Raw genomic sequence first — 14603 nt, 5'->3', positions numbered from 1 at the left:
TTTAACCTGCTCTTTGTCGGTTTTTTGAAGCTTTTAATCTAAGTTATCTCAAATAAAACTTCCTTGTTTTTTGACACTAAAAATGTTTTAACTGCCTCAATCAATTTGAAAGATTTTGGGGTTGGTAATTATAATTTGTCCCTTCGGCGTGAAGATTTAATCCATCCATTGGTATCTGGCAATAAATTCAGAAAACTTAAATACAATTTTGAAGAAGCAATTCAAAAAAAATCGGAAGCCATTCTTACTTTCGGCGGAGCCTATTCTAATCATATAGCAGCAGTGGCTGCCGCTGGAAAGCAATGCAATCTTAAAACGATTGGAATTATACGCGGAGAGGAATTGGCTATCAAATTTCAACAAAATCCTACCCTGGCTTTTGCATCCCGTTGTGGAATGCACCTTCAATTTATTTCTAGAGAGCAATATAGGTTAAAGGACCAAGTGGAGTTTCTTAAAAACCTCAAAAAAGATTTTGGAAATTTTTATTTGGTTCCCGAAGGGGGTACAAACCAACTTGCAGTGAAGGGCTGTGAGGAAATTATCACTTCAGAAGATACGCAGTATGATTATATTTGTGCGCCGGTAGGTACTGGCGGTACATTGGCCGGATTGGTGCGCGCATCCTTGCCAAACCAGAAAGTTTTGGGTTTTTCTGCGCTTCGCGGAAATTTTATTTCTTCAGAAATTGAAAAATATACCTCAAAAACCAATTTTGAAATAACCGATTCCTATTGTTTTGGCGGTTACGGTAAAATAGATGCCGTTTTGGTGCGTTTCATTAATGAGTTTAGGGAGAAAACGGGAATTCCGCTAGATCCTGTATATACGGGTAAAATGATGTTTGGAATCATTGCGCTTTTGAAAAGCAATTATTTCAGTGAAAATAGCCGTATTTTAGCCATCCATACCGGAGGACTTCAAGGAATTTCTGGAATGAATGAAAAATTAAAGAATAAAAATCTACCTCTAATCCAATAAAATGATTGGCAGAATTATTACCATACTTTTAATTTGCGCTGTGTGTTTCAGCAGTTGTAAATCCAAGAAACGAGTGGTTTCACATAGAAAAAAACCAAATACTGAGAGAGTTGTTCGCGTAAAACAACCTGTTAAAGAGAAGAATACAAAAGCTGAAGAGCCCGCGGTAGTTGAAGTTCCTGTAAATATTTCTTACAGCGAGAGAGTTGCGAATTATATAAAGGAATATGCGCCAATTGCCAAAGAGGAAATGCTACAATACGGAATTCCCGCCAGCATTACGTTAGCTCAAGGAATTTTGGAAAGTGGCGCTGGCGCAGGGGAGCTTACCTTAAAAGCAAACAACCATTTTGGCATAAAGTGCCATAAAGAATGGGAGGGTGACCGCGTATATCACGACGATGATGTGGACCAAGAATGCTTCAGAAAGTATAACGATCCAAAATATTCATTTCGGGATCACTCACTTTTTTTGACAACCCGTAGCAGATACCAAGATTTGTTCAAATTAAGAAAAGATGATTATAAAGGCTGGGCAAGGGGGCTGAAAAAGGCTGGATATGCCACAGATCCGCGCTATCCAGATAAGTTGATAGGTATTATTGAAAGATATAATCTGGAAGATTACGATAATGATGTGCTGGGCGGAAAGAAAAATAATTCAAAACCTGTTGACGATAAGATTGCAACTTATTCAGTCCAAGCTGGAGATACGCTTTACAGCATATCGCGAAAATTCAATTTAACCGTTGAAACGCTAAAAGAATATAATGGTTTGCGGGATAATAATATTTCTATTGGCCAGACCCTATACCTGCACGCTCCCAATTAATTAAAAAGTATTATGAAGTACGAACGAAGCAGTGCCTTGTTTAGAGAGGCAAAAAAAGTTATTCCCGGTGGTGTAAATTCACCAGTACGCGCATTTAACGCCGTGGGAGGAACGCCTGTTTTTGTAGACAAAGCCAAAGGCGCGTATTTATATGACGTGGACGGAAACAGACTTATTGACTACATAAATTCCTGGGGACCTATGATTTTAGGCCATGCCCACGAACCCGTCGTAAACGCTGTAATTGAAAAGGCTAAAAATGGAACATCCTTCGGGATGCCTACAAAAATAGAAACCGAAATAGCAAATCTTGCCGTTTCTATGGTGCCGAATGTTGATAAAATCCGCTTCGTTAATAGTGGAACCGAAGCTTGCATGAGCGCAATTAGGCTCGCTCGCGGCTATACAGGCAAGGATAAAATCATAAAATTTGCTGGTTGTTATCACGGCCATAGTGATTCATTTTTAATCCAGGCTGGTAGTGGTGCGGTAACGTTTGGGACACCAAATAGCCCAGGAGTAACTGAAGGAACTGCCAAAGACACCCTACTTGCCCGGTACAATGATCTTAACAACGTTGCTGAAGTAATCTCAGCAAATAAAGATGAAATTTCCTGTATTATTTTAGAACCCGTGGCAGGAAATATGGGTTGCATTCCACCGGCTGAGGGATTTTTGCAAGGATTACGAAAACTATGTGATGAGAACAAAATCCTTTTGATTTTTGATGAAGTTATGACGGGTTTTCGTTTGGCTGCGGGTGGTGTTCAGGAATTATATAATGTAAATGCAGATATAGTAACCTTTGGAAAGGTGATTGGTGGAGGTTTGCCAGTTGGCGCATTTGCGGCACGAAATGAAATTATGGAAATGCTTGCTCCTTTGGGTCCCGTTTATCAGGCTGGCACGTTGAGCGGAAATCCGCTGGCGATGGCTGCTGGATTCGCAATGTTGAAAGAACTAAACGATAATCCCCAAATCTTTGAATCAATCAACAAAAAAACGGAATATCTTCACGAGGGAGTGGCTTCGGCATTAAATGAAAACAAAATCACCCACACCATAAATCGTGTTGGTTCCATGATTTCAGTGCACTTTTCTGAAATCCCCGTGACGGATTTTTCTTCAGCGGCCAATGCTAGCAATGACACTTTCAAAAAATTCTTCCACGGAATGCTAAATGAGGGTATATACATAGCTCCCAGCGCATTTGAAACTTGGTTTATTTGTGATGCTCTTTCCTATGAAGATTTGGACCAAACAATACTTGCTTGTAAAAAAGTAGCTACTATGCTATAATAACAAACCCTTCCTAAATTCTTAGGAAGGGTTTGTTTTGTTTCTGAAAATCAAATTATTCCATTGTTTTCCACTTAGCATATTGTTTCTCGTCCAAGATTTTTTTCATCAATTCTTCTTCAGAAGCATCAAATTTTTTCTTGTTAGCAACAACGGTTGCATCATTTGCATCCTTACCTTCAATATGTTTTTGGTAATTCACGTGCTTTGATACCAAGGCTCTAAAAACAGACCTGCTTTGGTCGCCACTCAGTCCTAACTCATCGGTAAGCTTAGCGGTTTCCGCTTTGGCAATCACTTCAGGTCTAGACTGGTCTTGTGATAAAGACTGAGCTGAAATTGACTGCGCTCCTAAAAACATTACGGCAGAGAAGGCGAATACTTTTATTAAATTTTTCATTGTCTTTGGTTTTTTAATTTTGAGGTTACTAATGTAACCATTGGATATAACTAAACCAATAATTAAGCCAAAAAAATTATTTAACCGTTACTTTCTGCCTTTTTGTTCACCACTTCTTCTTTTTTTGAAATGGTTGCGCCGCTGCTTATTGTCCCTTTCCATTTTAGCGAATTGCTCTTCGGTTAGTATTTCTTTCATTTTCTTTTTAAGAGCTATACGTCTGTCCAGCATATCATTTTTGGCCTTAAATTTTTCTTCGGAAGACATTTCTTTCCAGTTTTTTGAGCGCTCAGGTTTCGTTTTGCTGTTTTCGACTAAAATCTGTTTAACTTTTGCTTGCTGCGCTTCATTTAGATCCAGCTTTAACGCCATTTGTTTTGAACGAAGTTCAGCCTTTTGCTCTGGGGTATACTTTTCCATTTGAGCTCTTTTTGCCATTCTCCCACTTTTTTCATTTTGTGCATTTAGGCCAAAAGTGGCTAGTACCATTAAAATAACTATTACATTTTTCATCTTGTTTATTTTTAAATGTTCAACAGTACTTTGATGTTTTTTTAGTCCAAAGGTTTAATTACGGAAAATATTCAAATGAAAAAAGACCGATACGTTCGGTCTTTTCTTTAAGTTTTTATGGTGGATTTAATCTAGGGATTCTATATATTCATCCAGCATCTGTAAGGCTTCCTCGTGCACAATGGTCCTGCCCAATTGGGGCATTCTATAGGTGGGAACAGTACTTTGAAATCGAGCAACAATTTCCCCACGGTTTGCATAAATTCCGGTATTCTCAAATAAGGTCTCAAATCTGAGATCCAAGCCAAAAGTAGATGGAACGCTACCTCCAGGTTGATGGCAATGCGCACAATTTACATCCATATAAGCGCGAGCACGATCATCCAAAAGTAGTGAAGTATTTGTCCAGTCTGGTAAAACACTAATATTTGAAGCATTGACACCTTCCAAAAAGCCATTTGCGGTCAAATACTCCAATTGATTTTGGCTAGTGTAGCTGGGTGTAAAATTGAGACTTCTTAGTTTCAAACCAATAGGAAAAGTTTGGGAATTGTTATTATGGCAGGTAAAGCAATCCTGTTTTGAAGGGATTTGATAATTGATATTCTGGGTTTGCCCACTCGCATCAATATAACTAATTGATTCAATACTGCCAGATTCGCGATATGTAGCTTCCGTTTGCTCGCTATTCCAAATGTAGTCGCCAACGAGCCATGCTCCATTCACTTTTAGCATAACTCGGGTTTCAATAATCTTTTTTCCGAGGGACGGATTTGTTTCATCGATAAAGTAATAAAAAGTTTTGGAAATCAATGTGTTATCTGGAAATTGTGGTAGATAATCTGAATTGTTATAACTCATTTTTTGACCCGCAGGAAGTCTGATTAAACGTTGTTTCTTAGCATAATCCGTAAACAAAGTACTGTTGATTTCGTATAGTTGAACGCCGCTGGCAGGTTGTAGATTAGAAAGACTACCAGAGAAAATACCCATTTCAGATAAAAGTGGTAAAAAGGAAAGCGGTGTATCTACCGTGAATGTATTAACCGTGTTGCTGGGTGCAGATTCATTTTCTTCTTCATCAATAGCTGTAACGTAAAAACTATAGGAATTTCCGGGAAGAAGTCCTTCAATTACCGCTGAAGTTTGTGAAACGAAAGTGAAATCATTATTTCCATCCTGATAAATTCTGTATCCAGTTACCCCAATATTATCGGTTGAAGCATCCCAAGTTAACCGAAGTGATGTTTCGGTTTCATCTGATGCTACCAAATTTGAAGGCGCAGATGGGTTTTCAGAATCAATATTTTGATATGTTTCATCATCCTTTCCACACGAAAAAAGAATAAAAAATATACCGAAAAATAAAAAGTGTAGTTGCTTCATTTTTATGAAATTAATGGGCTAAAAATATAAAAATCCTCCGTTAAAAATATTAATTCCGCAGAAAATAACATTTCGCTCAATGAAAGTAAGCGTTGGCTAATAGTACATTTTATATTGAAATTAATGTCCGTAGTTTTTATAAAATAAAAAAAGAATTTCCACCGCACAAAATTTTCCGTAGGGATGCGGAACCCCTTAAGCCAAAAAGGAGGAAAAAAGTTTTGGGCGGTGGTTTTTTCTAAAAAAAAAGGAACCGCCAAAAGCGATTCCCGTCCTATTCAACAATTCTATTTTCTTAAGAAGTCTTTACCACCAGATTCCCATCAGTTTTTTCTACAGAAGCAACCTTACTTTTGGTTAATCCTTTAATGGCTTTGTCCCATTTTTTATTGCTGAGTCCTGTTTTTGTTTTTAAAGCTTCAAGTGCGATTGGATTTTCGACTTTTAGAATGTTGAAAATCAATTTTTCATCCTCAGTCATATCCACTTTTTTCTTTTCTGGACGCATTTGTGGGAAGAAAAGTACTTCCTGTATTGAAGCATTATTTGTTAAAAACATAATAAGTCTATCCATTCCAATCCCCATTCCGCTGGTTGGCGGCATCCCATATTCCAGTGCGCGCAGGAAATCGTAGTCAATAAATGCAGTGGCTTCCTCATCGCCTCTATTGGCAAGCTCGAGTTGTGCTTCAAAACGTTCACGCTGATCTATTGGGTCGTTGAGTTCGCTATAGGCATTCGCTACCTCTTTTCCGCAAACCATCAGTTCAAATCGCTCGGTAAGTTCGGGATTGTCCCGATGCTCTTTGCAAAGCGGGCTCATTTCCTTCGGATAATCTGTAATAAATGTGGGCTGAATAAAATTGGCTTCACATTTTTCACCAAATATTTCATCAATCAATTTTCCTTTGCCCATACTATCATCCACCTCTATTTTCATTTGCAGGGCTGCTTCACGAATTTCATCCTCGGTTTTTCCGGTAATATCAAAACCAGTATATTTTTCGATAGCCTGCGCCATTGTTACACGTGGATAGGGCGCTTTAAAATCTACTTCATGCTTGCCAAAAGTCGCTTTTGAAGTGCCATTAACTTCTTTGGCACAGAATTCCAGCAACTGCTCACAAAAATCCATCATCCAGTTGTAATCCTTATACGACACATAGATTTCCATCGCCGTAAATTCAGGATTGTGCGTTCTGTCCATTCCTTCATTTCTGAAGTTTTTTGAGAATTCATACACCCCATCAAAACCGCCAACGATCAATCTTTTCAGGTAAAGCTCATTGGCAATGCGCATATAAAGCGGAATATCAAGCGAATTGTGGTGGGTAACAAATGGTTTTGCCGCAGCGCCACCGGGAATGGGTTGCAATATTGGGGTTTCAACTTCAAAATAGCCTCTTTCGTTAAAAAAAGAGCGCATGGCGTTAAAAAGTTTCGTCCTTTTCACAAAAACTTCTTTTACATGCGGGTTCACGACCAAATCTGCATAGCGCTGGCGATAACGCTGTTCCGGGTCTGTAAAAGCATCGTGCACTTTCCCATCCGCATCAACCCTTGGTTGTGGTAGGGGTTTTAAGGCTTTGCTCAACAGCATAAAGTTTTTTACCATCACGGTCTTTTCACCTACTTGTGTTTTGAATAGTTCGCCTTCAATACCAATAAAATCGCCTATGTCCAGTAATTTTTTGTAAACTTCGTTATAAAGTGTTTTATCCTCGCCTGGGCAAATTTCATCCCGGTTAAAATAAACTTGGATTTTTCCATCAGCATCCTGGAGCTCAGCAAAAGAAGCCTTTCCTTGAATCCTTCTTGACATAAGCCTTCCGGCAATTATAACTTTTTTTCCTTCCTCAAAAGATTCTTTTAGCTTTTTTGAAGTATTGTCTACGGGGTATAAATCTGCGGGATAGGGGTTGATGCCAAGAGCGCGCAATTGTGAAAGTTTTTCCCTTCGTATTAATTCAAGTTCAGAAAGTTGCATGTGTGTGATATAAAAATAAGTTTGCAAAGATAGGAAATAGAATTTCGAAATGCGAAAGTTGAGATTTCGAAAACCGATGGCCGCTCTTTCGGAATAAACTTTGTGTATTGATAATAATCGTAAATTTGTTTTATATGAAAAATTTCAGAACATTAAAACCTATGAAATTTTATGAACATATCATTCTTATTAAAATTGAATATTCACTAACTAATAACACATTATGAAAGCTTTTTATTTATGTATCCCACTTTTGATGTTGAATGCTTGCAAAAGCCCCAACACTACATCAACCACAACGGAAAAAAATCCCACTAAAATGGTAAGCGTGAAGAACCAAGAATGTCCCAACGGCGGGACTTGCACCGTTAAGGTTCAAAAAAATAAAAAATTAATGGTTCAGGAAGACGGAACGGGCGCACTCTATCCGCAGATTGAAGCTGGTGATAATATGGTTGTAGTTTATACCTACGAGAAAAAAGGCCCTGAAGGTACTGCGGACGGGGATTATATGGAAACAATCCATTTTGAAATTCCAGCATCAACCACTAATATGAATAAAGAAGGAGTTGCATTAAAGGATGTTAAGATGCTCTTTGGAAGACAATGTTTCTGTAGGGATGCGGGTTTTTATACTATTGATAATGGAAAATTATTACTGGAGAAAAATGGGAATACCATTTCAATGGATTTAAAATTTACAACAGATAAAACAACACAGGTTATTTCCCATATTTCAGAAACGGTTCAAATATAAATTTTTCAATCTCATAAAATAAAAAAGGCTGTCATTTTTGACAGCCTTTTTAGTTGTAATATATTTTAGGAATTAATTTTTAACAACCTTTTTCGTCGTTACTTTATTTCCATTTTTAACTACCAAGAAATACATTCCGCTGTTTATATAACCATAATCAAGCGCTTTGTTGAATGTTGTTCCTGCTGAAGCATCATCAAAAACAAACTCGTTGATCAATCTTCCTCTTAAATCATAAAGCGAAACATTGATATCATCATTTGAAGCAGGTTTGAACGAAAGATTAAAAGTTCCATTTGATGGGTTTGGATAAACTGCAAAATTCTCAAAAGCGAAATCTTCTGTGGATAGTTCTCCTTGAACGGTAATAACATCACCATTTACATTGTAGAAAATATTGTCAGATCCCTTGATCATCATTCTACCGGTAGTGGTATTAATATTTGGCACATCAATGGTTGCAGTTCCTGTATTTGGAACATTCAATGCAATAGTAATATCGTACGTTTGACCACCATCTGTTGAGAAAAGGATATCAACATTAGCGCAATTTACTGGCGCTACATCCGTACCGGCTACATCCCAGGTAACAGTCTCTGTAGTTTGCGTAGTCCAAGTTGTAGCATCCGTTTGCGAAGTAACCACAAATGGCCCAGAATTGCCATCAAAAACTATAAGCATGTTATCATTAGCCGATGATCCTCCATTGGCAGCATTATCCCTAACGGTAAGTCTGAAATTCATATTTCTTCCCACAGAAGGAATAACTTCCCAAGTATTTTGTGTTTGACCATTTAAAACTGTACCAATAGCAGGTAGATATCTCACAGGGGAGGTAGTAGGCTCAACTGATCTAAATGCCGGCCCTGTAGTAGATGTGTTTTGTGGTGGCATAGGAGCTACTTGATTATTAAATTGCTCCCAGCAATATGAAAGTGCATCTCCATCAGGGTCTGTAGCACTTCCTGTTAACATCAATGGAGTAGATTTTGGGACTGTATAATCCTCACCGGCATCTGCAACAGGGGGAAGATTGTTAGTGGCACTTTCAGCTCCACATTGACTTTGTCCAAAGCGTACGTTATTCCACATTTCTTGAATGCTTATAGCGTGGAAATAATCGTCACTCACATTCTGAACATTCGGAGGGCAAATACCCGCATATCCCATAATGGTAGAGGCGCTTCCTGGCTCATATGATGCATTAGATCTTTGACAATTATTGTTCTGAGTATGATTACCACCATATTGGTGACCCATTTCGTGGCATACGTAATCTATGTAGAAGGGATCTCCTATAGGTGACGGCAAACCGGTTACTCCTCTCGCTTTACTTCCAGATACACAAGGAGAACGTAATTGTGCTATACCGCCACCTCCAGTACTAAAAACATGACCAATATCATAGTTTGCGGAACCGATGATATTATCTACAGTTGATTGATTTTGACCTAACATAGTAGAGCCGTTATTATTGGTATAAGGATCGGTACTGGCATTGAGAAATATGATTTCGTCGTTGTTAGGTACTAGTTCCATGGTTACTGCCAAATCTCTTTCATAAATGCCATTTACTCGTGTCATCGCTACGTTCATAGAGGTTAGTACGGCTGCAATTTTTTCAGAATCTGGGGCACTTGCAGGTATTTGCTGAATAACTTGCCAATGGTATTGTGCGTATTCTCCTGTACAGGCAAGCGCTAGTCTAAAGGTTCTTAATTTACCGTCATCAGCATTTTGTATTTCATATTCGTTACCAGAGGTATTTGCTCTTGGACCCATTTCCTCTTCCACCATACACAAAAAAGGATCAGTGGAAGCTGGTAATGTATTTCTAGAATACCCGATGTATGCTTGTCTATCTGTAGTATAGGGATCAATATAGAACGTTGCATTTTTTGCAGATTGAATCATCACACTAACTCCATTTGGAGAAGTACTGAATCTCGCAATTGCAGTTGGGTCATCAATACCTTGACCTACAAATGAGCGGATGTTTGGAAATTTTTGCTGCAACCCTTGAGAGAAGGTTGGTGCGTCTGCAACCTTAAAACGCTGCATTTCCCCATTCGCCACAGGAAATTCAATAACAACTGTGGAATTTTTTACATTCGCACGCGCCGGTGCGTTGTTCAAAGAAGATAATAAAGCAGAAGAATTTAAACTATAAATTTTATAGTCTGAAGGAATTGAATTTCGAACTTCCTTCGCTTTAGATTCTGTCGCTCTTTCAGAAATGGAAGTCCAAATCTTAGAAGAACTTTGTGCGTACATCCCAAAGCAAAATAGCGAGAAGGATAATACCACAATGGATTTAATGGTACTTTTTTTCATCTTAAAAATGATTATTTGAATATTTAGAACTGTAAATATAACAGTCTTGAACGAATTTGATGAATTTTTCATCGATTTTTACATAATTACGCATCATCAAATTCACATAAAATATTAAAGCAAACCGTGATCAAATTTTTAAATTATAATTTTGTAAAAAATTACATTCAAATAGGAGTGAATAAATTATTGCACGTAGAAAACTTAGGATTGCAGGATTACAAGAAAATTTGGGAATATCAAGAAAAACTTTTCAATGAAATTCTTGATATAAAAAGTAACAACCGAAAGCAAAATGCTTCCGCCATTACTCCCAATTATCTTCTTTTTGTGGAACATCCGCACGTATATACCCTGGGAAAAAGTGGGGACATCCAAAATTTATTGATTTCCGAAGAAAATTTATTAAAAATAGGGGCTAATTTTTACAAGATAAATAGAGGTGGGGACATTACCTACCACGGCCCTGGCCAGATTGTGGGCTACCCAATTCTGGATTTGGAAAATTTTTTTACCGATATCCATAAATATCTTCGCCTGCTGGAAGAAATGGTAATTCTTACTTTAAAAGAATATGGTTTAAAAGCTGAAAGAAGCAGTGGGGAGACCGGCGTTTGGCTGGATGTGGCAACGCCATTTGCGCGAAAAATTTGCGCGATGGGCGTACGCGCGAGCAGATGGGTTACCATGCACGGCTTTGCCCTAAATGTCAATGCGGATTTGGGGTATTTCGATAATATGATTCCCTGCGGAATTAAAGGCAAAGCAGTTACATCTTTGAATGTAGAATTGGGAAAGGCCGAAATTTCAATAGAAGAAGTCCAGGGAAAATTGGTAAGGCATTTTTTAAATCTTTTTGAAGCAATATTAGTAAAAGAAGGCTCCCCAGCTCAATTCATCAAGTAGTAAATAACAGTATCTGATTCTCCCTTAACCGCAATTGCAATGGATTTTCGTGGTCCACCCTCGGCCAATGTGGCGGTAGAGGTTCCATAAATGGGAAATCCGTCTACAATTTTCGCACTTTCATCAAAAACATACACCTTATTTTCCTGTGTTTCGGTAATGGTTACATATACATTTCTGTCCACAGTAAAAAGTTGTGGTTTTGAATATAGACCAATGGGAAGCTCGGCCAATTTTCCATCAATTCGCAACAGGTTGTCATCAAGCGTCGCTTTTGTATTGCCCTCCATTGCAAACCAATAACTGCCGCCCACATCAAGTTTTTGGGTTGAAATTTTACCGTTTTGGTCAATCCTAATTTTCGTGTTGTCCTTCGTAATTACTACAAAATAACTGTCTTCCTCAGCCACCGGTATTTCAGAAAAATCAAAATCTTTTGAAACTGAAACGCGCGTTTTACCCACCCTGCTCAAAATATTCAGTTTTCCATTTTCCTCAGCAATCAAAATATAATCCTTGTTGCCCATACGTATGTGTTTCGGAGGTTGGACAATTGCGGATTTTGCCTTTTCGAACCCGAAACCTTTGACCGTTTTTCCGCCTTTATCATACATCAAAACTTGTTTCCCCTGTGTGATTACAAACCTGTAATTGTGGTTATTGTCATAATCAAATACCGAAAGCGGCTGCGTTACGTTATCGCGAAACTTGATGGGAAAACCTGTAACATCATTTCCGTTTCTATCAATTATGTAAAAATTATTTTTAGTTGCAAAAGCCAATTGTTTATTGCCATTCCCATAAATATCTATTTCTTGAATTTTTCCCAAAATGGCATTTTCCAATTTTTTCTTCCAAAGTATTTTTCCACTTTCCGAAATAAAATAGAGCACATTTGAAATATCCTGAGTCACTACATTTGTCCCATTTCCGAAAAGTTGTGGTGCGCCCAAAAGTGCATTTTCCAGTTTGGTATTGAATTTTTCTGAAATACTTCCGCCTACTTTTACAGCCCCACCAGAAGTTTCCTTGCATGTAAAAGTTACGTGCGCAAAATTCCTATCATAACTAAATTGAATTGCCGCCAGCGGAATTCCATCAAATGAAGCATTTTTGAGTGTCTCAGATTTTTCATTTAAAAAAAGTGAAATATCCTTGCCAAAATCGCCTTTCATTTTTAAAATCAAGAGTGAGGATGCGTTGCTTAAAACGGGGGCATTTTCTTCAAACGCAGTCGTATTTTTTAGGGTTGAATTATTTTGAAATGCTGAAATTATTGTTTCGGCATCGGACACGTTTTCAGTAAAAACGAAGAAATTTTCCAACTGAAAAATATAATTCGCATTGGCTCCATCCAGCAAAGGCGCAAAAGTTCTTTTGAACAAATCTGGTTCGCTGAAGGCGCTAATTTCCACCTCACGGAACGAATTCTCGAGCGTGAGGTAACGTGCCAACACATCTGTGGTCAAGGATGGGTCAATACTTTTTACGAAGAATGAGATGCTGTTGCCCAAGTCTATTTTGCCCGCTTCGCTTACAGAGCCAAAAATACCGGTGGTCCCAGCATTTTCATTTTCGCCTCGGAAAATTCGTAATTCCTTTTGAAATTTTTCGGCATCGTTAAAGGTGAAGCTGAGAGCGCCGCGTGCATTTGCCGGCGCCAAATCTGCAACACCGTTCGGTTGCGGAATTTGATCCTTGAAAATATTCAGTAATTGCGGAATTGTATCCGTTGCAAGCGTGATGCCCGTTGCGGTAAGCGATTCGGGGCTTAATTGCAAATTCAGCGCGGACCACGAGGTAAAGTTTACCTTCGCCGAATCTGGCAATGAAACATTGTTTTCGCGAAGCAGTGCGGTTAATTGTCCAGCGTTTGGAAGGTTGTAAACTTTGCCAAAGGTTTCATCTTTTTCAGTGTTTCCCTTCAAGATTTCCTGAAGAATTTTTTGCGAGGAGGAAGCAATAAAAATACTGTCCACGGTAGTTGTGTAAACGGTTTCCTTCGCCAGTGTTACCCTTTGGAACGAAAAGTCATCAACGGTCAACGTTTCAATTGTTTTGTCTTTTAAGGAATCTGTTACAAAAAGTTGTGGATGCTGTTTGCTTATAAATGTGTAAAATGAAGTGGAATCATCGATTTTATTTATGGAAAGAACACTTTCGTTCTTGGGCCGTAAATTCTGAAGAAAAGTACTTTTTGAAATCAATAAATATGGGGAACTTTCACCAAATTTTGATAGCAATGCATTACTTTCAATATCGCCGCGCACTGTTTCAAAATTTGAAATCTTAAACACCAGCGATGCACCTTGTGGCACAAAATCCATCAGCGTCCCCGTCTTTTCTGAAGAATTTTCGCAACCCACCAAAAAAACAGCAACCGTAACAATACTTAAAATGGAAGCAATCGCTTTCCCCAAAAAATTTCCCATAGATACAAAGATAGCAAGAGTGACCCCTGTTTTTGAAATGGCCAAAAATAGGTTATCTACGGGTTTTCAACAATGGGATTTTGGATTTTTGGATTTTTCGATATTTAGAAAATTAGAAAAAAAATCCAACAATCCAATAATCCAACATTCTAAAAATCTAAAGATCCAGTTCCAATTGTTCCGGAAGCAGTTTGAAACTCTTTCGGTGAAAATGATTGCTGCCAAATTCCCTGATGGCCGCGCGGTGCTGCAGTGTGGGATACCCCTTGTTCTGCTTCCAGTTATATTGCGGAAATTCTTCGTGCAGCGCCATCATATAATCGTCTCTATAGGTTTTTGCAAGAATGGAGGCCGCCGCAATGTGCAGATATTTACCATCGCCTTTTACCACACATTCATGGGGAATTTCCTGGAAGGATTTAAATCTATTGCCATCGACTGCAATAAATTGTGGCGCACAAGATAATCCTTCAATGGCGCGGTGCATCGCCAAAATAGAAGCATTCAGAATATTAATGGCGTCAATTTCTTCCATCATCACATGGATCACCTTAAAACAGATGGCCTCACGTTCAATTATTTCACGTAACAAATGACGTTTTTTTTCTGAAAGTTGCTTGGAATCGGTTAAAAATGGATGCTCAAAATTTTCTGGCAATATTACCGCCGCAGCGGTCACCGGTCCGGCAAGACAGCCTCTGCCAGCCTCATCAGCCCCGCATTCCACTAAATGTTTGTTTATCTTGAGTTGCAACATCGTGCGCAAATTACAAATT

12 protein-coding genes are annotated in these 14603 nt (G+C 38.4%); 5 read left to right on the top strand and 7 right to left on the bottom strand.

The window, feature by feature from the left end; translation table 11 throughout:
* Positions 1-63 precede the first annotated feature (63 nt).
* From KIV10_RS04935 to hemL, 3 genes are read left to right on the top strand one after another with little or no spacing between them, the layout of a single operon-like run.
* Positions 64-981, top strand: a complete 918-nt coding sequence (locus tag KIV10_RS04935) for a 1-aminocyclopropane-1-carboxylate deaminase/D-cysteine desulfhydrase (protein WP_214112378.1) — start codon at positions 64-66, stop codon at positions 979-981.
* Between the two features lies 1 nt (position 982).
* Complete coding sequence (locus KIV10_RS04930; protein WP_214112377.1) at positions 983-1813, top strand: glucosaminidase domain-containing protein; 831 nt, start codon at positions 983-985, stop codon at positions 1811-1813.
* A gap of 12 nt (positions 1814-1825) precedes the next feature.
* Positions 1826-3112, top strand: a complete 1287-nt coding sequence (gene hemL / locus KIV10_RS04925; protein WP_214112376.1) for a glutamate-1-semialdehyde 2,1-aminomutase — start codon at positions 1826-1828, stop codon at positions 3110-3112.
* 55 nt (positions 3113-3167) lie between these two features.
* Here the strand turns inward: hemL and KIV10_RS04920 are convergent, their stop codons facing one another.
* From KIV10_RS04920 to lysS, 4 genes are all read right to left on the bottom strand, one after another.
* Positions 3168-3512, bottom strand: a complete 345-nt coding sequence (locus KIV10_RS04920; RefSeq protein WP_214112375.1) for a hypothetical protein — start codon at positions 3510-3512, stop codon at positions 3168-3170.
* An 87-nt stretch (positions 3513-3599) separates the two neighbouring features.
* On the bottom strand, positions 3600-4025 hold the full coding sequence (locus KIV10_RS04915) for a hypothetical protein (RefSeq protein ID WP_214112374.1): 426 nt from the start codon (positions 4023-4025) through the stop codon (positions 3600-3602).
* A gap of 126 nt (positions 4026-4151) precedes the next feature.
* Complete coding sequence (locus tag KIV10_RS04910) at positions 4152-5411, bottom strand: fibronectin type III domain-containing protein (protein WP_214112373.1); 1260 nt, start codon at positions 5409-5411, stop codon at positions 4152-4154.
* 295 nt (positions 5412-5706) lie between these two features.
* The gene (gene lysS, locus KIV10_RS04905; RefSeq protein WP_214112372.1) at positions 5707-7398 is read right to left on the bottom strand and encodes a lysine--tRNA ligase; all 1692 of its coding nucleotides are present in this window, start codon (positions 7396-7398) and stop codon (positions 5707-5709) included.
* Between the two features lie 223 nt (positions 7399-7621).
* Here lysS and KIV10_RS04900 point away from each other — a divergent pair, with 223 nt between their 5' ends.
* On the top strand, positions 7622-8155 hold the full coding sequence (locus KIV10_RS04900) for a hypothetical protein (protein ID WP_214112371.1): 534 nt from the start codon (positions 7622-7624) through the stop codon (positions 8153-8155).
* Positions 8156-8227: 72 nt separating this feature from the next.
* On the opposite strand, the gene KIV10_RS04895 is transcribed toward KIV10_RS04900, so the two are convergent.
* Entirely contained in the window at positions 8228-10561 is a 2334-nt protein-coding gene (locus KIV10_RS04895) for a zinc-dependent metalloprotease (protein ID WP_214112370.1), read from the bottom strand.
* Between the two features lie 105 nt (positions 10562-10666).
* Here KIV10_RS04895 and lipB point away from each other — a divergent pair, with 105 nt between their 5' ends.
* Complete coding sequence (gene lipB / locus KIV10_RS04890; RefSeq protein WP_214112756.1) at positions 10667-11395, top strand: lipoyl(octanoyl) transferase LipB; 729 nt, start codon at positions 10667-10669, stop codon at positions 11393-11395.
* Here lipB and KIV10_RS04885 read toward each other — a convergent pair.
* Positions 11380-13827 carry a hypothetical protein gene (locus KIV10_RS04885; protein WP_214112369.1) on the bottom strand — a complete coding sequence of 816 codons (2448 nt, stop codon included), beginning with the start codon at positions 13825-13827 and terminating at the stop codon, positions 11380-11382. The genes lipB and KIV10_RS04885 overlap by 16 nt on opposite strands.
* 157 nt (positions 13828-13984) lie before the next feature.
* Positions 13985-14584 (bottom strand): ribonuclease HII, encoded by a 600-nt coding sequence (locus tag KIV10_RS04880; protein WP_214112368.1) that lies wholly within the window; start codon positions 14582-14584, stop codon positions 13985-13987.
* Positions 14585-14603 lie beyond the last annotated feature (19 nt).

It is taken from the genome of Aequorivita echinoideorum (assembly GCF_018476645.1).
Classification (GTDB): Bacteria; Bacteroidota; Bacteroidia; order Flavobacteriales; family Flavobacteriaceae; genus Aequorivita; species Aequorivita echinoideorum.
The sequence above is the reverse complement of the archived record's forward strand: the minus strand, read 5'-3'. Positions and strand labels throughout refer to the sequence as shown.

Excerpts from the sequence above, each read along its gene's own strand:
- KIV10_RS04930 (WP_214112377.1), top strand. The coding sequence starts at position 983 with ATGATTGGCAGAATTATTACCATACTTTTAATTTGCGCTGTGTGTTTC.
- KIV10_RS04880 (WP_214112368.1), bottom strand. The coding sequence starts at position 14,584 with ATGTTGCAACTCAAGATAAACAAACATTTAGTGGAATGCGGGGCTGAT.
- KIV10_RS04910 (WP_214112373.1), bottom strand. The coding sequence starts at position 5,411 with ATGAAGCAACTACACTTTTTATTTTTCGGTATATTTTTTATTCTTTTT.
- KIV10_RS04895 (WP_214112370.1), bottom strand. The coding sequence starts at position 10,561 with ATGAAAAATTCATCAAATTCGTTCAAGACTGTTATATTTACAGTTCTA.
- KIV10_RS04920 (WP_214112375.1), bottom strand. The coding sequence starts at position 3,512 with ATGAAAAATTTAATAAAAGTATTCGCCTTCTCTGCCGTAATGTTTTTA.
- hemL (WP_214112376.1), top strand. The coding sequence starts at position 1,826 with ATGAAGTACGAACGAAGCAGTGCCTTGTTTAGAGAGGCAAAAAAAGTT.
- KIV10_RS04915 (WP_214112374.1), bottom strand. The coding sequence starts at position 4,025 with ATGAAAAATGTAATAGTTATTTTAATGGTACTAGCCACTTTTGGCCTA.
- KIV10_RS04885 (WP_214112369.1), bottom strand. The coding sequence starts at position 13,827 with ATGGGAAATTTTTTGGGGAAAGCGATTGCTTCCATTTTAAGTATTGTT.
- lysS (WP_214112372.1), bottom strand. The coding sequence starts at position 7,398 with ATGCAACTTTCTGAACTTGAATTAATACGAAGGGAAAAACTTTCACAA.
- KIV10_RS04900 (WP_214112371.1), top strand. The coding sequence starts at position 7,622 with ATGAAAGCTTTTTATTTATGTATCCCACTTTTGATGTTGAATGCTTGC.